Source organism: Neobacillus sp. PS3-40 (assembly GCF_030915485.1).
GTDB lineage: Bacteria > Bacillota > Bacilli > Bacillales > Cytobacillaceae > JAUZPL01.
This window is the reverse complement of record NZ_CP133266.1, coordinates 2,107,729-2,128,440: the sequence shown is the minus strand read 5'-3', so window position 1 is coordinate 2,128,440 and position 20,712 is coordinate 2,107,729. Positions and strand designations below refer to the sequence as shown.

The 20,712-nt window shown below is 40.2% G+C and carries 16 protein-coding genes; 14 read left to right on the top strand and 2 right to left on the bottom strand.

Annotation, left to right across the window (positions count from 1 at the left end; all coding sequences use genetic code 11):
- The first annotated feature begins 15 nt into the window (after positions 1–15).
- The 4 genes from speB to RCG20_RS10430 all read left to right on the top strand — a co-directional run bounded on the left by speB (position 16) and on the right by RCG20_RS10430 (position 3,876).
- Positions 16–888 (top strand): agmatinase, encoded by an 873-nt coding sequence (speB, locus tag RCG20_RS10445; RefSeq protein ID WP_308184173.1) that lies wholly within the window; start codon positions 16–18, stop codon positions 886–888.
- Positions 889–983: 95 nt separating this feature from the next.
- Complete coding sequence (locus RCG20_RS10440; protein WP_308184172.1) at positions 984–1,412, top strand: YwiB family protein; 429 nt, start codon at positions 984–986, stop codon at positions 1,410–1,412.
- Positions 1,399–3,069: an arginine--tRNA ligase gene (gene argS / locus RCG20_RS10435; RefSeq protein ID WP_308184171.1), complete on the top strand. Its 1,671-nt coding sequence runs from the start codon at positions 1,399–1,401 to the stop codon at positions 3,067–3,069. The genes RCG20_RS10440 and argS overlap by 14 nt, the downstream gene beginning before the upstream one ends.
- A gap of 627 nt (positions 3,070–3,696) precedes the next feature.
- Positions 3,697–3,876: an H-type small acid-soluble spore protein gene (locus RCG20_RS10430; RefSeq protein WP_308184170.1), complete on the top strand. Its 180-nt coding sequence runs from the start codon at positions 3,697–3,699 to the stop codon at positions 3,874–3,876.
- 189 nt (positions 3,877–4,065) lie between these two features.
- Here the strand turns inward: RCG20_RS10430 and uvsE are convergent, their stop codons facing one another.
- Positions 4,066–5,022 (bottom strand): UV DNA damage repair endonuclease UvsE, encoded by a 957-nt coding sequence (uvsE, locus tag RCG20_RS10425; protein WP_308184169.1) that lies wholly within the window; start codon positions 5,020–5,022, stop codon positions 4,066–4,068.
- Between the two features lie 264 nt (positions 5,023–5,286).
- Complete coding sequence (cls, locus tag RCG20_RS10420; RefSeq protein WP_308184168.1) at positions 5,287–6,486, bottom strand: cardiolipin synthase; 1,200 nt, start codon at positions 6,484–6,486, stop codon at positions 5,287–5,289.
- A gap of 410 nt (positions 6,487–6,896) precedes the next feature.
- Between cls and RCG20_RS10415 the strand changes: the two genes are divergently transcribed.
- The 10 genes from RCG20_RS10415 (at position 6,897) to RCG20_RS10370 (ending at position 20,420) form a co-directional block, all read left to right on the top strand.
- Positions 6,897–9,008, top strand: coding sequence for a (Fe-S)-binding protein (locus RCG20_RS10415; protein ID WP_308184167.1), 2,112 nt, complete (start codon positions 6,897–6,899; stop codon positions 9,006–9,008).
- 49 nt (positions 9,009–9,057) lie between these two features.
- On the top strand, positions 9,058–10,245 hold the full coding sequence (locus tag RCG20_RS10410; protein ID WP_308184166.1) for an acetyl-CoA C-acetyltransferase: 1,188 nt from the start codon (positions 9,058–9,060) through the stop codon (positions 10,243–10,245).
- Between the two features lie 29 nt (positions 10,246–10,274).
- Positions 10,275–11,126 carry a 3-hydroxybutyryl-CoA dehydrogenase gene (locus RCG20_RS10405; RefSeq protein ID WP_308184165.1) on the top strand — a complete coding sequence of 284 codons (852 nt, stop codon included), beginning with the start codon at positions 10,275–10,277 and terminating at the stop codon, positions 11,124–11,126.
- A 73-nt stretch (positions 11,127–11,199) separates the two neighbouring features.
- Positions 11,200–12,336 carry an acyl-CoA dehydrogenase gene (locus RCG20_RS10400; protein WP_308184164.1) on the top strand — a complete coding sequence of 379 codons (1,137 nt, stop codon included), beginning with the start codon at positions 11,200–11,202 and terminating at the stop codon, positions 12,334–12,336.
- Between the two features lie 42 nt (positions 12,337–12,378).
- Positions 12,379–13,518, top strand: coding sequence for an acyl-CoA dehydrogenase (locus RCG20_RS10395; RefSeq protein WP_308184163.1), 1,140 nt, complete (start codon positions 12,379–12,381; stop codon positions 13,516–13,518).
- Between the two features lie 19 nt (positions 13,519–13,537).
- Positions 13,538–14,155, top strand: coding sequence for a TetR/AcrR family transcriptional regulator (locus RCG20_RS10390; RefSeq protein WP_308184320.1), 618 nt, complete (start codon positions 13,538–13,540; stop codon positions 14,153–14,155).
- 114 nt (positions 14,156–14,269) lie between these two features.
- The gene (gene icmF, locus RCG20_RS10385) at positions 14,270–17,527 is read left to right on the top strand and encodes a fused isobutyryl-CoA mutase/GTPase IcmF (RefSeq protein WP_308184162.1); all 3,258 of its coding nucleotides are present in this window, start codon (positions 14,270–14,272) and stop codon (positions 17,525–17,527) included.
- 186 nt (positions 17,528–17,713) lie between these two features.
- Complete coding sequence (locus tag RCG20_RS10380; RefSeq protein ID WP_308184161.1) at positions 17,714–17,911, top strand: hypothetical protein; 198 nt, start codon at positions 17,714–17,716, stop codon at positions 17,909–17,911.
- Between the two features lie 130 nt (positions 17,912–18,041).
- Positions 18,042–18,608, top strand: a complete 567-nt coding sequence (rpoE, locus tag RCG20_RS10375) for a DNA-directed RNA polymerase subunit delta (RefSeq protein WP_308184160.1) — start codon at positions 18,042–18,044, stop codon at positions 18,606–18,608.
- Between the two features lie 216 nt (positions 18,609–18,824).
- Positions 18,825–20,420, top strand: coding sequence for a CTP synthase (locus RCG20_RS10370; protein ID WP_308184159.1), 1,596 nt, complete (start codon positions 18,825–18,827; stop codon positions 20,418–20,420).
- Positions 20,421–20,712 lie beyond the last annotated feature (292 nt).

Genomic DNA, 20,712 nt, shown 5'->3' with positions numbered 1-20,712 from the left:
AAGTGAGGCATGCAAATGCGTTTTGATGAAGCATATTCAGGCAATGTGTTTATAAAGAGTCATCCAAACTTCGAGGAAAGCCAAGCTGTGTTATATGGAATGCCGATGGATTGGACAGTTAGTTATCGACCAGGATCTCGGTTTGGTCCGACAAGGATTCGCGAAGTTTCCATTGGTCTTGAAGAATACAGTGTTTATTTAGATCGTGAACTTGAGGATGTTAAATACTACGATGCTGGCGATATTCCGCTTCCATTTGGAAATCCGCAAAGAAGTATTGACATGATTGAAGAGTTTGTTGACAAAGTGTTGGACGCTGGGAAATTCCCTCTCGGCATGGGCGGCGAACATCTCGTCTCATGGCCTGTTATGAAAGCTGTTTTTAAAAAATACCCAGATTTAGCGATCATCCATATGGATGCTCACACCGATTTGCGCGAGGATTATGAAGGGGAGCCATTATCCCATTCAACCCCAATTCGTAAAATTGCTGAGCATATCGGGCCAAAGAATGTCTTCTCTTTTGGAATTCGCTCAGGAATGAAAGAAGAATTCGATTGGGCAAAAGAAGTCGGAATGCATATTTCTAAATTTGAAGTCCATCAGCCTTTGAAAGAAATTTTACCAAAGCTTGCAGGCCGTCCTGTCTATGTAACGATTGATATAGATGTGCTTGACCCAGCACATGCACCTGGAACTGGAACGGTTGATTGTGGTGGAATTACCTCAAGGGAATTATTAGCTTCTATTCATGAAATTGCTCAATCGGATGTTTTAGTTGTCGGAGCAGATCTCGTCGAAGTAGCACCGATTTATGATCCATCAGAACAAACAGCAAACACAGCCAGCAAGTTAATTCGTGAAATGCTTCTTGGTTGGGTTAAATAAATTCTTAAGGTGCCTGTCCCGCTTAAGGGTCAGGCTTCTTTTGAATTGTCACCCGAATGCGGTATAATAAAGACCAAAAGGAGTGCACCTCTGAAATGCCTGTGAAAATCAACGTAAAAACGACTATTTTTCAAGATAAAGGCAAGGATGTTATAGAATCAAGTGCATCTGGCCGTTTTTATCAAAAAGACATTGCTTCCTTCCTACAGTACGAGGAAGAAGCAGCAGAAGGTAGCATCCGGACAATTGTGAAGTTGGCAGAAGCGGAAGCGCTCATTTTGCGAAGTGGCGCTGTTAAAATGAGAATGCCGTTCAGTCTGAATAAAGAGTTGCAAGGTAGTTATGAGTTGCCATTTGGGAAATTTGAAACGGCAGCCGTTGCGAAAAAAATTGAACATTCCTACAATGCCAAAAGCGGCGAAGGCTACATAGACTTACTTTATGATTTTTTTATGCAGGGAAATCCAGCAGGGACATACCATTTAGAAATCACGTTTAAGGAGGAAGACAATGAACATAGTTGAACAGGTGCAAAGTAAATTAAAACAAGAAATAAAAGCAGCAGTCATAAAGGCAAATCTTGCATCAGAAGATCAAATTCCAGATGTCATATTGGAAATTCCTAAGGAAAAGGCATTCGGTGATTATTCGACAAATATGGCCATGCAACTAACACGTGTTGCCAAAAAAGCACCACGTCTGATAGCTGAGGAATTGATTGCCCATTTTGATCTTTCAAAGGCATCCATTGAAAAAATAGAGTTGGCTGGACCTGGATTCATCAATTTCTATATGAATAACAGCTATTTACCTGATTTGATTCCAAGCATTTTGGAGGCTGGTGAAAAATACGGGGAAACAAGCGTTGGGAATCACCAAAAAATACAGGTTGAGTTTGTTTCAGCAAACCCAACGGGTGATCTGCACCTTGGACATGCCCGCGGTGCGGCTGTCGGGGACTCGCTCTGCAACGTACTAGCAAAAGCAGGCTATGATGTATCACGTGAGTATTATATCAACGACGCTGGCAACCAGATTAACAATCTAGCAGTTTCCGTTGAAGCGCGCTATTTCCAGGCACTTGGACTTGAAAAGGAAATGCCTGAATCTGGCTATCATGGTGCTGATATTATTGGGATTGGGAAAAAATTAGCAGAAGAATTTGGCGATCAATACGTGAAAGCTGATGAAAAAGAACGGTTTGACTTTTTCCGTGAATACAGCTTAAAGATTGAAATGGCCAAGTTGAAAAAAGATCTTGAGGATTTCCGGGTTGGCTTTGATGTGTGGTTTTCTGAAACATCTCTTTATCAAAACGGAAAAATTGACGAGGCTTTAATTGCATTGCGTAAGACCGGGTATATTTTTGAGGAAGAGGGCGCAACATGGCTTCGCTCTACTGAATTCGGTGATGATAAAGACCGGGTGCTAATCAAGAATGACGGTTCCTATACGTACTTAACACCAGATATTGCCTATCATAAGGATAAGCTTGATCGCGGCTTTGAAAAGCTAATTAATATTTGGGGTGCAGACCATCATGGCTATATCCCTCGGATGAAAGCAGCTATTCAGGCCCTAGGTTATGACCGCGATGCTCTTGAGGTGGAAATTATTCAGCTTGTTCATCTATATAAGGACGGCGAAAAGATGAAGATGAGCAAACGGACGGGAAAGGCTGTAACCATGCGTGACCTCGTTGATGAGGTCGGCCTCGATGCCGTTCGGTACTTCTTCGCGATGAGAAGCTCCGATACACATATGGACTTTGATTTGGATCTAGCTGTTTCCGAGTCAAATGAAAATCCTGTTTTTTATGCGCAATATGCCCATGCACGTATTTCAAGCATTTTGCGTCAAGGCGTGGAACAAGGAATTCAAATCGATTCAAATGCAGACTTTGCATTAATCCAAGCAGAAAAAGAAGTAGACTTATTGAAAAAACTTGGAGAATTCCCACAAGTGGTTAGTGAAGCAGCTCAGAAGAGAATGCCGCACCGCATCACCAACTATATTTTTGAATTAGCATCCACTTTCCATAGCTTCTACAATGCGGAAAAGGTGCTCGACAGTGATAATCTTGAGCGGACAAAGGCACGTCTCGCTCTAATAAAAACAGTGCAGATTACATTAAAAAATGCATTTGCTTTGATCGGCGTTTCAGCTCCGGAAAAAATGTAAATGGATGTGGCCCCTTTTCTTCTGGAGAAGGGGTTTTTTATTTGGACTGAGAGTGGTGGAATTTATTTTGAAGGTACTTGTAATGAGTTGGCGGGTAAATCCTTGTTATCCGCGGGTAAAACTGTAAAGCTCGCGGGTAAATAGTAAAATCCCGCGGGTAAAGTGACAAACTCGGCGGGTAACTGGGTAAGATCTTAAGAAAAGTAGCTGTAAGTTGTACTGCATGCATACAAATAAACCTAAATTTTGGAAAAATTAAAAAATTAATTACCTCGCCAGGCCTCAGCCCGTCGTTTTAGCTGAAAAATACAAGGGATTGTATGGGGTTGGCGGGTAAATCCTTGTTATCCGCGGGTAAAACAGAAAAACTCGCGAGTAAATTGTAAAACCCCGCGGGTAAAACCGGAGATACCTTCTTCATAAAGGCGATGAACCCGAAATCCCTTTTTTGTATGCTATTTAAAACCTTATTTACATAACCAAATCATATGCCATTTATACTGTTATTTTTCTCCACGTTATCGGAACTATTTGTTCTAAAAAGGGCATCTTCATATGTGTAAAATCAGTATAAAAAAGGGTGCAGTGGTTAATTTAAAATAGAGATATAATTGAGGAGTGGACAGAATGAATGTTGGCAGAGCAAAGGAAATACTAGAGTCTCCTGAAATTATCAATGTAACCTATGAGGGTGTTCCAGTTATTATCCAAAATGTTGAGGAAACTTCGAAAATGGCCAGGATCTATTCAAGAAAAGATCCTGATAATGAGCGTGATGTGCCTGTACTGAATTTAATTGAGGAATAAAGGAAACACGCCGATTGGTGAGCCCCTAAGGGCGATTAGCGTAGTTGCCCTTATGCGCTAGCAGAATTTATGGATATAAATTCTGATTAGTAAGAAAAGAGTCTTTTGGGACTCTTTTTCCTTTTTCCACAACAAAAATTATTTCTCAACTTTGATTATTTCCGTCTAAAATAGGAACCTGCCACGCATTTATTTTAGTTCAATACACCCGCCACTAATTCGCTTGATCCCTCTAATTTTACTAATATCCGCAATTAATTTTAACATTGCCTGATCTTTTGCCTTTGCCTCAATCATGAAATCAACGTCATGCTTTAATTCTTGAAGGAGTTTGACAAAAGGTAAGATAAAGTCAAGATCAACAAAATCAGCGTGGGAGCGGAATTCCTTATCTGATTTAGGTGAGGAGATATGGATTTTCGGGGGCTGAGCAAAACCTTTCCATGTTTCAAAACTAAGAGGTATTAATTCTTCGAGTGGTTTTTCACATCGGTTGGCCATGTGGTGATGGTAATCAAAAATAAATGGTATATTTTCCTCGATACATGCACTCAATGTTTCTTCCGCATTATATGTTTTATCATCATTTTCTAATGTCATCACTTTCTTAACATAAGTAGGCAATGTCTGAAGATTATGATGAAATCGAGCGATTGTCTTCTTTTTTTCACCGTAGGCACCACCAATATGAATATTTATTAGACCATCATGTTGAAGGCCCATTGCCTCCAACATTTGATAGTGGTATTCCATATCGGTTACTGCGTTTTTTGTTATCTCCGATTTATTAGAGGTAAACAAAGTAAATTGGTTAGGGTGAAAGCTAATTCGAAGCTGTTTCTTTTTCACCAATTCTCCGATTTCATGCCATTTTTCTCGAAACGGAGTGATAAAGTCCCAGCGAACATTAGGGTGTGTCGCTAGCGGGACGATGGAGCTTGAAAATCGATAGAGTTCTATCTCGTGGGCGATATTGAAATAGAGCATTCGAAGTGAATGGTCTAGATTTTGCATGGTTATCTGCAGTAACTTTTCCCTTTTTTCTTTTTCGCTTAATTGTTGATAACGTGTCCAAGTGATCGTTTTGGAGGGGGACGCATCCCATAAACTAATCGATTGCGCAACATAACCGAAACGAATTTTCATCGGAATGCTCCTTTCTTTTTTTAGCTAGAGAATTTATATCGATAAATTCTCTAGCGCATAAGTGCAACTACGCCTAATCATCGCCCAGTTTTCTTTATAAAAGGCTGTTTTCGCATAGATTGTTGTTTTTCGTACCTAGTCTAAAAACCCGAAATAACAATAGTATCGTGCTCTTTTCTTAAAAACTTCCTACGGTTTTCATCGGTAAACTGGAATCCCATTCTAATTTAGTTTCAACTAGCAACAAAGTTTAAGAAAAGAGCCTTATAAAAAAAATGAAACCACTTCTGCAATGCGTTCTTTAACTGAACGAAAAAAATTCCTCTTAGTAAGATCTTTTAATGTAAGGGGCTCTGATTCAAGCATATCCTTGTGAATAATGCCCATTAATCTTTCCGTAAATTCAGAGTTGTAAATATAACAATTGATTTCTTTGTTTAAAAATAGGCTTCTTTTATCAAAATTAGCCGTACCAATATCACAAATTTGATTGTCGATGGTGAGCGTTTTTGCATGGTAAAAGCCATTTTTAAATTGATAAATGTTTGCTCCTACCTTAAGAAGCTTTCGTAAGTAGCGGAAAGATGCTTCCTGGACAAGGATATGGTCGGCAGTGTAAGGGACAATAATATTAACAATGACTCCTCTATTTGCTGCACTGATTAAATTGTCAAAAATGATTTTACTTGGAATAAAATACGGTGTTCCAATTATGATCGACTCCTTGGCCATTTGGATTAGTCTAATAAATGAATCCTCAAGAAATGCCCCTTCAGTTGCCAAAAATTGATGGGGAACAGTACCTTTTAGTTGTTGCTCAGGAAAATACAAAGAGCTGTTTACATCGACTTCAGCATACTCCTTCCATTCATTTAAAAATGTATGCTGCAAAAAGGGGACAGACTCTCCAGTTATTTTTAAATGATAATCGCGCCAAGGGCTTAGCTTTTGATCAAGATCGATATATTCCTTACCAATATTAAATCCGCCAAGATAACCAATTACCCCATCTATGATTGATATTTTACGGTGATTTCGTACCTGGATGGAATAAAAAAGAAAGGGGAATTTGATTTGATTGCTGAATGCAAATTGGCCCCCTGCTTCCCGTAAGGACTTGATAGCCTTTTTCGTCACTTTGAAGCTACCGAGCCTATCGAGGATAAGTCGAACCTCGACCCCTTCCCTTGCTTTTTCCTCTAAAATATGTAAAAACTTATGGCTGATTTCATCATCTTTCAGAATGTAAAATAGCACGTGAATATGTTTTTTAGCCTTTTTCAATTCTTGAAAGTAATCAGCAAATAATTCTTTACCATGCGGAAAAATATCAAAGTCACCATAAAGGATAGCAGATTCATTTTTTTCCAAGATCGAAAGATGCCTTTTCCTTCCCAACTGAAAATCAAATATAAGCCAAATAATAATGAGTAGTAAAATGGCGAAAATAGCTGTGAATGTCATTCGGATCATCTCCTATAAAACCTACATGATGTTCACTTTAAAATACAATTCATTCAAAAAACCAAATTTACAGGTGGTGTAAGTGATAAAAAATCTCACGTAATTTTAGTGAAGGTTTATCTTAGCTAACGTGCTAATGTAAGTACCTATCGTTGAAAAATAATCAACACTCAAATCAGCAAGTTTTCTTTATCAGTTGTTCATTTTTGCGAGGTTCTGACCCTTTTCAAGACATATATATTAGGTTTACCAGAAGTAGAGAAACTATTAGTTCACGAAGTTATATAAAGGTTATTGACTGAACGCTCATTCATATTATAAGATATATTTATATTCTGAAAATTTGGTAGTTTTTAAATTTTCTCCAAACTAGTCTGGAATCAACAATTTAAGGGGAAGGGGCGCTTTAAATGACGGGGTTATTATGGGCAAATTTTGTTGCGTTTACAATTGTAACCGCTTACGCAATTAGTTTATTCGTCTATGTTGTTAAAACACGGATTGATTTCATTAAATTAGGAAAGAAATCTGAGTTTGATAACGACGTTAAAAAACGACTCGAGAAAATTTGGATTAATGTGTTTGGACAGAAAAAACTTTTAAAGGATAAAAAAAGTGGCGCAATACATGTCATGTTTTTTTACGGTTTCCTTCTCGTTCAGTTTGGGGCGATTGATTTTATTTGGAAGGGGTTAAAGCCAGGCGCACACCTACCGCTCGGTCCACTGTACTCGGGCTTTACTTTCTTTCAAGAAATGGTCTCGCTTGTTATTTTAGTGGCCGTAATTTGGGCATTTTATCGCCGCTATATCGAGAAACTTGTCCGCTTAAAAAGGAATTTTAAATCAGGTCTTGTCTTGCTGTTTATCGGAGGTTTAATGATTTCTGTCCTTCTTGGAAATGGAATGGGAATCATCTGGCATGGTGAAGATCCAACATGGTCAGAACCTGTTGCATCATTAATAGCAATTGTCTTATCTGGGATTGGAAAGACAGCATCAATCGCGATCTTTTATGTAGCATGGTGGCTGCACTTGTTGTTCTTACTATCTTTCTTAGTGTATGTGCCACAGTCTAAGCATGCGCATTTGATTGCTGGACCAGCTAATGTTTATTTTAATAGCTTAGATGTGCCAGGAAAGCTTAAGAAAATTGATTTTGAAGATGAATCACAGGAAACATTCGGGGTTGGAAAAATTACTGATTTTACTGAGCTTCAATTAGTTGATCTATATGCCTGTGTAGAATGTGGACGCTGTACCGATGTATGTCCTGCAACTGGGACTGGAAAAATGCTGTCACCAATGGATTTAATCGTCAAGCTTCGCGACCATTTGACCAATTATGGTGCCACTGTTACATCCAAGCAACCATGGGTTCCAAAACTTGCTTTTACTCATACAAAAGGCAATCAACTGGCAATTGCGGCAGGCGGACTTGGTGCAGAAGAATCTGCTGCATCATTAATTTATGATCCAAGTCTTATTGGTGATGTCATTACGGAAGAAGAGATATGGGCTTGTACGACCTGCAGAAATTGTGAGGACCAATGTCCGGTAATGAATGAGCATGTAGAAAAAATTATTGATTTACGGCGCTACCTTGTGATGACGGAAGGGAAAATAAAACCAGATGCACAGAAGGCAATGCAAAATATTGAACGCCAAGGCAACCCATGGGGTTTAAACAGAAAGGCCCGAGAGGAATGGCGTGATGCCCGCACGGATGTAGTCGTACCAACTGTAAAAGAACTGAGTAAGTCAGGGGAAGAGTTTGAATATCTTTTCTGGGTAGGATCGATGGGGTCCTACGATAACCGTAGCCAAAAGATTGCCCTATCGTTTGCCAAGCTGTTAAACGAAGCAGGCGTGAAATTTGCCATCCTTGGCAATAAGGAAAAAAACTCTGGCGACACAGCACGTCGCCTTGGAAATGAGTTTCTTTTCCAGGAGCTCGCAACGAAAAATATTGAGGAAATGGAAAAAAGCGGTGTAAAGAAAATTGTCGCTATTGATCCGCATGCCTACAATACATTCAAAAATGAATACCCTGATTTTGGTTTGAAGGCTGAGGTTTATCACCATACAGAGGTGTTGGCGCGTCTTGTGAAAGAGGGAAGGCTTGTACCAAAATATGAAGTCAATGAAACGATTACCTACCACGATTCCTGTTATTTAGGTCGTTATAACAATGTCTATGAACAACCAAGAGATGTTTTAAAAGCTATTCCTGGAGTAAAGCTTGTGGAAATGGAAAGAAGCAGAGAAAACGCGATGTGCTGCGGTGCTGGTGGTGGCTTAATGTGGGTGGAAGAAGATACAGGGGAGCGTATTAACGAAGCAAGAACAGAACAGGCTCTGGAAGTAAAACCAACAGTGATAAGCTCGGCATGTCCGTACTGCTTAACTATGCTATCGGATGGAACAAAAGCCAAAGAAGTTGAGGAAACCGTTCAAACCTTAGATATAGCCGAGCTGCTTGAAAAATCAGTTTGCGGTGAAACGAAGACGGTTGCTTCTTAAATTTTAATAAAATACTTTTTTAAAAAGGTAAGAAGAGGAGAGGGTCTAGATGGGGAAAACGGTCATTTTAAGCGGTGTTAGAACACCATTTGGCAAATTAGGCGGAGGATTAAGCTCATTTACCGCTTCAGAATTGGGTGGTTTTGCCGTGAAGGAAGCTTTAATCCGGGCTGATGTTTTAGTGGGCGATGTTCAGGAGGTCATCCTTGGGACTGTCCTTCAGGGTGGGCAAGGTCAAATCCCATCTCGGCAAGCAGCAAGAAACGCTGGCCTACCTTGGAATGTCAAAACAGAAACGATCAATAAAGTCTGTGCCTCAGGAATGCGCAGTGTCACATTGGCAGATCAAATTATCCGTGCCGGTGATGAGGAAGTGATTGTTGCTGGAGGAATGGAATCAATGAGCAACGCACCATATATTCTTCCAAACGTCCGGTGGGGCTTAAGGATGGGCGACTCTTCTGTAAAGGATTTAATGGTTTACGATGGCTTAACATGTAGTTTTACAGGTCTTCATATGGGAACTTACGGAAATTCAACAGCCCAAGAAATGGGATTCAGTCGTGAAGACCAGGATCAATGGGCATATCGCAGTCATCAACGGGTAATAGCCGCAATGGAAAGTGGGAAATTTGCAGAAGAAATTGTCCCTGTATTTGTTCCGCAACGAAAAGGAGAACCAGTTGTTGTCGAGAATGATGAATCGCCAAGAAAAGATACATCCCTTGAAAAGCTTGCGAAACTTCCTCCTGTTTTTAATTCAGATGGAACGATCACAGCTGGTAATGCACCAGGAATAAATGATGGCGCAGCTGCCCTTGTCTTAATGAGTGAGGAACGTGCACTGAAAGAAGGAAGAAAACCGGAGGCAGTTATCCTTGCCCATGCCGGTGTTGCAGTTGAAGCAAAGGATTTCCCGCAAACACCAGGACTTGTCATAAATGAATTGTTGAGGAAGACTGGAAAAACGCTTGAAGATATTGATTTATTTGAAATTAATGAGGCATTTGCGGTTGTTGCCTTGGCAGGTGAGAAAATTGCCCGTCTTGATCCGGAAAAAGTAAATGTCAATGGCGGTGCAGTCGCATTAGGACACCCAATTGGGGCCAGTGGAGCGCGTATCATTATTACCCTTATGCATGAATTGAAGCGGCGTGGCGGTGGTGTTGGAATTGCAGCCATTTGCAGTGGCGGCGGACAGGGTGATGCAGTCATGATTGAAGTGCCAAGAACATAGATGAACGAAGGAAATGGGGGGAATTGAAGATGAATATTGAAAAGGTAATGGTTGTAGGAGCGGGCCAAATGGGCTCTGGAATTGCTCAGGTTTGTGCCCAAGGGGGATATCAAGTCTATTTGAACGACATTAAACCTGAATTTGTAGAGCGCGGACTAGGTGTTATCAATAAAAATTTATCAAGGCAAGTGGAAAAGGGCCGAATGTCAGATGAGGAGAAGCAAGAAATAATGGGTCGCATCACGGCCTCAACTGATCTACAGGATGCTAGTCAAGTTGATCTCGTGATCGAAGCGGCAGTAGAGAACATGGACATTAAGGCAAAGATTTTTGCCCAACTGGATCAAATTGCACAAGCACATACGATTTTAGCTAGTAATACATCATCCCTGCCAATTACTGAGGTTGCTGTGGCAACGAACCGTCCTGAAAAGGTAATTGGTATGCATTTTATGAATCCAGTTCCAGTCATGAAACTTGTCGAAGTGATTCGTGGCTTGGCAACAGCTGACGAGGTTTATTTTGCGATTGAAGAAATGACGAAAACATTGGGCAAGGTTCCGGTAGAAGTGAATGATTTCCCAGGATTTGTGTCTAACCGTATTCTTATGCCAATGATCAATGAAGCTATTTACACCCTTTTTGAAGGGGTTGCGTCGATTGAGGCCATTGATGAAGTGATGAAGCTTGGGATGAATCATCCGATGGGGCCGCTAACATTAGCTGATTTTATTGGATTAGATACATGCCTATATATTATGGAAACCCTTCATGAGGGATTTGGCGATGACAAATACCGACCATGTCCGTTGCTTCGGAAATATGTAAAAGCAGGTTGGCTCGGACGGAAAACGGGTCGGGGATTTTACACATATAGTTAGGGTTGGGTTCCGCAATGGGGAACGGCTCAATTGTGCTAAATGATGATCCTCAAATTGTTCAGGGGGGATAACGATGGATCTTAGATTTACAGAAGAACAAGAAATGATGAGGAAAATGGTTCGCGACTTTGCCACCAATGAAATTGCTCCATTTATCGAGAATATGGAAAAAGGTGAATTTCCGCGAGAGATCCTCCGCAAAATGGGAGAGCTTGGCCTAATGGGCATTCCCGTCCCGGAAAAATACGGCGGCGCGGAGATGGATTTCGTCTCTTATATTATTGCAATTAATGAATTATCAAGAGTTAGCGCTACTGTTGGGGTTATCCTATCTGTGCATACATCCGTTTGTACAAATCCGATTGTCTATTTTGGAACAGAAGCACAGAAGCAAAAGTATGTGCCAAAGTTAGCTTCAGGTGAATATTTAGGGGCATTTTGCTTAACAGAAGCCAGTTCAGGGTCTGATGCAGCCAGTTTAAAATCGAGAGCGATTATAGATGGTGATCATTATATCATCAATGGCTCGAAAACCTTTATTACCAATGGCGGGGAAGCTGATATCTATTTGGTTTTTGCATCCACAGATCCACAATTAGGAAGCAAGGGCATATCTGCATTCATTGTTGAAAAAAATACACCGGGATTTGTTGTTGGTAAAGATGAAAAGAAAATGGGTTTACATGGTTCAAGAACGGTTGAACTTACATTTCAGGATATGAAAGTACCTACAGAAAATCTGCTTGGAAGCGTGGGAGAAGGATTCAAAATTGCGATGGCAAATCTTGATGTAGGACGAATTGGAATTGCGGCTCAAGCCTTAGGAATAGCAGAAGCAGCCCTTCTAGCTGCAACATCCTACGCCAAAGAACGCCACCAATTTGGTCGACCAATCATTAGTCAACAAGGTATCGGATTTAAACTAGCTGATATGGCTACAAATGTGGAAGCTGCAAAACTATTACTCTACCAGGCTGCAAATTTAAGGTCCCAAGATTTGAAGTGTGGTCTTGAAGCATCAATGGCTAAATTATTTGCATCGAGAACAGCAGTGGAAGTAACGACCGAGGCAATTCAAGTTTTTGGTGGCTACGGCTATACGGAAGACTATCCTGTCGAAAGATACTTCCGTGATGCGAAAATAACCGAGATCTATGAAGGAACAAGTGAAATTCAACGAATTGTAATTAGTAAGCTAATCACGAACTAATCATGGGGCCAGCCCAATAAAAAATGAGGAGGATTTAAAAAAATGAACTTTAAATTATCTGAAGAACATGAAATGATTCGAAAAATGGTCCGCGATTTTGCTAGAAATGAAGTTGCCCCAACTGCAGCAGAGCGTGACGAAGAAGAACGCTTTGATCGGAAAATTTTTGACCAAATGGCGGAGCTTGGTATAACAGGTATTCCATGGCCAGAAGAATATGGTGGAATCGGTAGTGATTACCTAGCCTATTGTATTGCTGTAGAAGAGCTTTCAAGAGTGTGTGCTTCCACAGGTGTTATGCTATCAGCCCACACATCACTTGCTGGCTGGCCGCTTTTTAAATTTGGCTCTGAAGAACAGAAACAAAAATATTTACGCCCAATCGCAGAAGGTACACAAATTGGTGCCTATGGATTAACAGAACCAGGCAGTGGTTCAGATGCAGGCGGAATGACCACAACAGCCCGTCTTGAGGGTGACCACTATATTTTAAATGGGGCGAAAATTTTTATTACAAACGGTGGAGTTGCAGACATTTATATTGTTTTTGCCCTAACAGATCCAACGAATAAACAAAAAGGAACAACTGCTTTTATTATCGAAAAGGACTTCCAAGGCTTTTCTGTTGGAAAAAAAGAAAAGAAACTAGGCATACGTTCGTCGCCAACCACTGAAATTATTTTTGAAGATTGCTTGGTTCCTCTTGAAAATCGATTAGGGGCTGAAGGAGAAGGCTTTAAAATTGCTATGCAAACACTTGATGGAGGGCGCAACGGAATCGCTGCCCAGGCCGTGGGAATTGCCCAAGGCGCACTTGATGCGGCTGTTGAATATGCAAAAGAACGTCGCCAATTTGGCAAGCCAATTGCTGCCCAACAAGGAATTAGCTTTAAGCTAGCTGATATGGCAACAAATATAGAAGCTGCAAGACTATTAACCTATCAAGCAGCATGGCTTGAATCCAATGGACTGCCTTACGGAAAAGAGTCCGCCATGTCAAAACTATTTGCTGGCGATACGGCTATGAAGGTGACAACTGAAGCTGTCCAAGTCTTTGGAGGCTATGGCTATACAAAAGATTATCCCGTGGAACGATTCATGCGCGATGCAAAAATCACCCAAATTTATGAAGGAACCCAGGAAATTCAGCGCCTCGTTATTTCGAGAATGCTGACAAAATAGAGTAGAGGGTATCGTGATGATGAAAAAGCAGGAAATCAAGGCTTCTGTTAAGGATGAACTTCTCGTGGAAAAAAGGCGTAATCAAATGATTAAAGGGGCCGTAACCCTTTTTAAGGAAAAGGGATTTCACCGGACGACGACAAGGGAAATCGCCAGAGCAGCAGGCTTTAGTATTGGCACTTTATATGAATATATTCGCACAAAGGAAGATATTCTTTATCTCGTTTGTGACAGCATCTATGACCATGTTCGCGAACGGCTTCAAAAGGATTTGGACCCCAAAAAAGGAACGTTAAATGGCCTTCGCCTTGGGATTGCTAATTACTTTCGTGTTATGGATGAAATGCAGGCGGAAGTACTCGTTATGTATCAAGAAACAAAATCACTTACAAAGGATGCACTTCCATATGTTTTAAAAAGAGAGATTGAAATGGTGGAAATGTTTGAGGAACTTCTTATTCATTGTGTTGAAAATGGAGAAATCAATTTGTCAGAAAAACAAGTTAACATAATTGCCCATAACATCTTTGTCCAGGGGCAAATGTGGGGTTTTAGGCGTTGGGCCCTAAAAAAATTGTACACATTGGAAGAATACATTGAATTACAGACAGAGTTTTTATTATCAGGTATAAAGTAAATTTCACTAAATACCGTCAAAGTGGAGGATTTCAAGCTTTTAATCGGCAAGCGCAATTTGGGGCTGGGTAAACATGGTGCTTGCGCCGTATTTCTTTAGAACAGGGGGAAAAGGATGAATACGACAGAAATTTATAAGCCAAAGCATCACGTTCGGTTCATAACCGCTTCAAGTCTCTTTGACGGTCATGACGCCTCTATCAATATTATGAGAAGAATTCTCCAGTCGAGTGGGACGGAGGTGATCCACCTGGGTCACAACCGTTCGGTGGAGGAGGTAGTCGATGCTGCTATACAAGAAGACGTACAAGGCATTGCCATTTCTTCTTATCAAGGTGGACATGTAGAATATTTTAAATACATGCGAGATTTGTTAAACGAAAAAGGTGCCCCTCAAATACGTATCTATGGTGGCGGGGGTGGAGTTATTATTCCACGTGAAATGAAAGAGCTCCATGAATACGGAATTGCACGGATTTTTTCCCCGGATGATGGCAGAACACTAGGCTTGCAGGGGATGATTAATCTCATGCTAGAAGAGTGTGATTTTTCAACAGTTGAACCTGGCCAAATCGAAAAGCTTGAATTAGGCAGTGTCAATGCGGTTGCAAAGCTAATCACACTTGCTGAGCTTCATGTGGATGAAACTAGAGAAACTGCCGCTGCCGCCGAATTTGCCCTCGAAAAAATCGAACAAGTAACAAGGACGATTCCTGTTATCGGAATCACTGGGACAGGTGGCGCCGGAAAAAGTTCCTTAACGGACGAATTAATTCGCCGCTTTATCAATGAATTCCCAGATAAAAAAATTGCTATTTTGTCAGTTGATCCAACAAAGCAAAAAACGGGTGGCGCGCTTTTAGGTGACAGAATTCGAATGAATGCTATTTTTAACCCGAATGTCTTTATGCGAAGTCTTGCAACAAGATCATCCAAAACGGAGCTTTCCTTAGCCATTATAGAAGCAGTTGATGTGACAAAAGCAGCAGGATTTGACCTTGTCATTATCGAGACTAGTGGAATCGGTCAGGGTGACGCAGAAGTTACCGAGATTTGCGATATTGCAATGTATGTCATGACAAGTGAATTTGGGGCACCTTCCCAGTTAGAAAAAATTGATATGATCGACTTTGCTGATTTAATTGTCATTAATAAATTTGAGCGTAAAGGCTCTGAGGATGCAATGCGCCAGGTACAAAAGCAATACCAGCGCAGCCATATGTTATTTGAAAAGGATCCATCTGAAATGCCTGTGTACGGAACGATTGCCAGCCAATTCCATGACCAAGGGACAAACGCTTTATTTGCAGGACTAATTGAAAAGATCAATGAAAAGACAGGAACCAATTGGGAAACCTCTTTTAGCAAAAAGGCACAAGTTGAAAAACAAAATGTAATTATTCCAAATGACCGTCGCTACTATTTAAGGGAAATCTCTGAAACAGTTAGAGGGTACCATCAAAAGGCTGAAAAGCAGGCAAACCTCGCTCGGAAGCTTTTTCAGCTTGAAGGAGCAATTGCCGCTGTCAAAGAACATGATCCAAACGAAGAGATTATTGCTACATTAGAGAAAATAACGGAAGAAACAAAGTCTAAATTAACTTCGGAGTCAAAGTCAATTCTCGATAACTGGGAAAAGACAACGAAAGCCTATTCAAGTGATCAATTTGTTACAAGAGTTCGTGACAAAGAAATTCTCACCATTTTAAAAACAAAAAGCCTTTCAGGACTAGATATTCCAAAAGTAGCCTTGCCAAAATATAAAGATTATGGTGAAATTTTGCGCTGGGTGTACAGGGAAAATGTCCCTGGTTCTTTTCCTTTTACAGCGGGAGTTTTTCCTTTTAAGCGTGAAGGGGAAGATCCAAAACGTCAATTTGCTGGGGAAGGAACACCAGACAGGACAAATCGGCGCTTTCACTATTTATCAAAAGATGATCCAGCAAAGCGCTTAAGCACGGCATTTGACTCGGTAACACTTTACGGGGAAGATCCCGACTACCGTCCAGATATTTACGGGAAAGTCGGTGAAAGTGGGGTAAGTATTTGTACATTGGACGATATGAAAAAGCTTTATGCAGGCTTTGATTTATGTCATCCATCTACATCGGTTTCAATGACCATTAATGGCCCTGCTCCTATCATTTTAGCGATGTTCATGAATGCTGCAATCGAGCAGCAGGTACAGAAAAAAGAGGTTGAATTGGGGCGGTGTTTAACAGAGGAGGAACTTTTACAAGTAAAATCCTTTACATTGAAAACTGTCCGGGGCACAGTCCAGGCTGATATTTTGAAAGAAGACCAAGGGCAGAATACTTGTATTTTTTCAACTGAATTTGCCCTCCGGATGATGGGTGATATTCAACAATACTTTATTGATCAGCAGGTGCGCAATTATTACTCGGTTTCAATTTCCGGTTACCATATTGCCGAAGCGGGGGCTAATCCAATCTCTCAGCTTGCTTTTACACTTTCGAATGGATTTACGTATGTAGAGTATTATTTAAGCCGGGGTATGAAAATTGATGACTTTGCACCGAATCTTTCCTTCTTTTTCTCAAATGGTTTGGATCCAGAATATACAGTTATTGGTCGGGTAGCACGCCGAATCTGGGCAACAGTAATGCACAATAAATATGGAGCAAATGATCGAAGTCAGAAATTGAAATATCATATCCAAACATCTGGAAGATCCCTGCATGCCCAAGAAATTGACTTTAACGATATCCGGACAACACTACAGGCATTAATGGCCTTGCATGATAATTGTAATTCCCTTCATACAAACGCGTATGATGAAGCAATTACAACACCAACAGAGGAATCTGTCCGCAGGGCGATGGCTATTCAAATGATCATTACAAAAGAACATGGTTTAACAAAAAATGAGAACCCACTTCAAGGATCATTTATCATTGAGGAGCTAACGGATCTTGTTGAAGAAGCTGTTCTTCAGGAATTCGATCGTATTAATGATCGCGGCGGTGTCCTTGGCGCGATGGAAACGCAATATCAGCGTGGCAAAATTCAGGATGAATCGATGTACTATGAAATGAAGAAGCATTCTGGGGAATTGCCGATTATTGGTGTCAATACGTACTTGAATCCAAATCCACCTTCAGAGGAATCTGTCGATAATATGGAAATTGCAAGAGCAACAAAGGAAGAGAAGGAATTGCAGATACATCATTTGCAAGATTTCCAGCAAAAAAATAAGGAAGCTACTCCTTCAGCATTGCACCGTTTAAAAGAAGCGGCAGTTCAAAATGAAAATATTTTTGCAGAATTAATGGAAACCGTAAAGGTGGCTAGCCTTGGGCAAATTACTAGAGCACTCTATGAAGTAGGCGGGCAATACCGCCGGAATATGTAAAAAAGGAGTGAAATTTTGCAATGGTTTGTAGCATAAATACAAACCATTGTTTTTTTTGTTTATGAAGCTGTAAAATATTGTAGGTACATTTTTAAAAATATTTTGTCCAGTAATTATTAAAAAAGTAATTTATCCTATATAATCTTAATAGAAAAAGCGTATTTAGAAACTGGCGGGTGTGAATGGATGAAATTAACGTATATTGCTTTAATATTAATTGTCTTTGCCTGGCCGCTATATTATCTTTATGAACGTCAATTAGGAGCAGTCTCATTTTTACTGCTTGCCATTTTCTTTCTAGTTGTGTCCATAAAGGAAACAAAAAAGAATAAACAACAAAAAGAGTCGGGATACAAGGAAACGGACAGTGAAAAATTCAAGTAAACTGCAGATAGAACTAGCATAAACATGAATATTTTGTTTATAATGGAGAATATGCATTCTGGGAGAAATATCTCCATAGTCGGATAACCACTCATTTTAAGAGTGTGAATAGCGAAAGGAAGTGCCAATCTTGAGTTTAAAACAATTCTCAAAAGAGCAATTAAAAGAAATGTCCCTTATTGAAATGGCTTACGAATATTTAAAGAATAGTACACAGGCGGTTTCATTTAACCAACTAATGGACGATATTTCAACTACTGTTGGATTAAGTGATAAAGAAGTAAAATCAAGAATCGCCCAATTTTATACAGATATAAACATAGACGGTCGTTTCTTATCATTAGGGGAGAATCGTTGGGGACTTCGTGTTTGGTATCCAGTTGATACCGCTCAAGAAGAAGTTGTTATTACAACAGTTAAAGCTAAGAAAAAGAAAAAGGCTAAAAAGGTAATTGATGAAGATATCGATGATTTTGATGAAGTTGAAGAGGATCTTGAATACGAGGAACTGGACGAATTTTCGGAAGATGATGACCTTGTTGAAGATGATGATAGCTTTGATGATATTGATGATCCAGATGAATTGGATAACGATGATGACATCATGGAAGACGAGAAAGACTATGATCTTGATGATGATGATCTAGACGAAGAACTAGATGAAGAGCTCGATGAAGAGGATGAAGAAGACCTGTAATCAACTTGACTTTTTCAGCGTGCCCTTGTAAAATCATTTTTGGGCTCCTTTAAAAAGGACGATATACTTTGCTAATCAGCGCTCCCTTACCTAGAGTAGGCGGGGTGCTTTTTTATTTTTATAGAAATCACTCGTTTGATTAAAATAATTTTTTGCAAAGAATCCGTAAGCAAACAGGGCATAATGTACAAACTGTAATTGAGGGGGAATAAATTCATGACAAAGTATATTTTTGTAACAGGTGGCGTGGTCTCTTCACTTGGTAAAGGAATTACCGCCGCTTCTTTAGGTCGTTTATTAAAAAATAGGGGTTTAAGTGTAACTATTCAAAAATTTGATCCTTATATTAACCTAGACCCAGGTACGATGAGCCCGTATCAACATGGTGAAGTTTTCGTAACAGGCGATGGTGCAGAAACGGACTTAGATTTAGGGCACTACGAGCGCTTCGTAGACATCAATGTTACGAAATACAGTAGTGTTACAACTGGTAAAATCTACTCAACCGTTCTACAAAAGGAACGTCGTGGAGACTATTTAGGTGGAACCGTTCAAGTCATTCCACATGTTACGAATGAAATTAAGGATCGTGTCTTCCGTGCTGGCAGGGAAACAAATGCAGATGTTGTCATCACAGAAATTGGTGGAACAGTAGGGGACATTGAATCTCTCCCATTCCTAGAAGCTATTCGCCAAATTAAAAGTGATGTTGGTCGGGATAATGTCATGTATATCCACTGTACACTTATTCCTTATTTAAAAGCTGCTGGAGAAATGAAAACAAAGCCAACCCAGCACAGCGTAAAAGAGCTTCGCGGTCTTGGAATTCAGCCAAACATTATTGTTGTACGCACAGAAATGCCAATTTCACAAGATATGAAAGACAAACTTGCTCTTTTCTGTGATATTGATCAGAGAGCGGTTATTGAGGCTCGCGATGCTGATACACTTTATGCCGTTCCGCTTGAACTTCAAGAACAAAACATGGATCAAATTGTTTGCGATCACTTGAAATTGATTACGCAAGAAGCGGATATGACAGAATGGAAAGCACTTGTTGATAAAGTTACACACCTTTCTGGAAAAACAAAAATTGGCCTTGTTGGTAAATATGTTGAGCTTCAGGATGCCTATATTTCAGTTGTAGAAGCATTAAAGCATGCAGGATATGCATTTGATGCTGACGTAGAAGTGAAGTGGATTAATTCTGAATCTGTTACAGCCGAGAACGTCGCTGAATTGTTGAATGATGTAGATGGTATTCTTGTCCCTGGTGGATTTGGTGACCGAGGAATTGAAGGGAAAGTCCATGCAATTCAATTTGCTCGTGAACAGAAAAAGCCATTCCTTGGAATCTGCCTTGGTATGCAGCTTGCTACCATTGAATTTGCCCGAAATGTATTAGGATTAGTTGGGGCACATTCATCTGAATTTATGCCAGATACAAAACACCCAATTATCGATTTACTACCGGAACAAAAGGATATTGAAGATTTAGGTGGGACTCTTCGTCTTGGTTTACAACCATGCCGAATTGTTGAAAATACGAAGGCTTTTGAGGCTTATAATGATGAAGTCGTTTATGAGCGCCACCGCCATCGCTTTGAATTTAACAATCAATATCGTCAAGAAATGGAACAAGCAGGCTTTGTCTTCTCAGGGACAAGCCCAGATGGCCGTTTAATTGAAATCATCGAACTTAAGGACCATCCTTGGTTTGTTGCTTCCCAATTCCATCCGGAATTCGTCTCAAGACCAAACCGTCCACAGCCACTATTCCGTGAATTTATAAAAGCAACATTACAAAAATAATTTTAAAAAAGAGAAAAGGGTCAGACCTTCAAGTGAGGTCTGACCCTTTTTCATTAACTGATACTTACAGGAGGGCACTGAAAAAAGTCCTCTTGTAACGTTCTTTGAAACTTGTCTGTTGATTTCCGCTCCAGGTGCTCGCTTTCCGCGGGGCGGGCGGTGAGCCTCCTGATATGAACGAAACTGTCAAGGCCCCCACTCCACAATAGGTTTTGCTTTGTTTTTGGGTACTCTTAAGAAGAGAAGCTATTTTCGGCTTCTTGTCTTAGTAGGGTATTTAGCCATTCTGGCT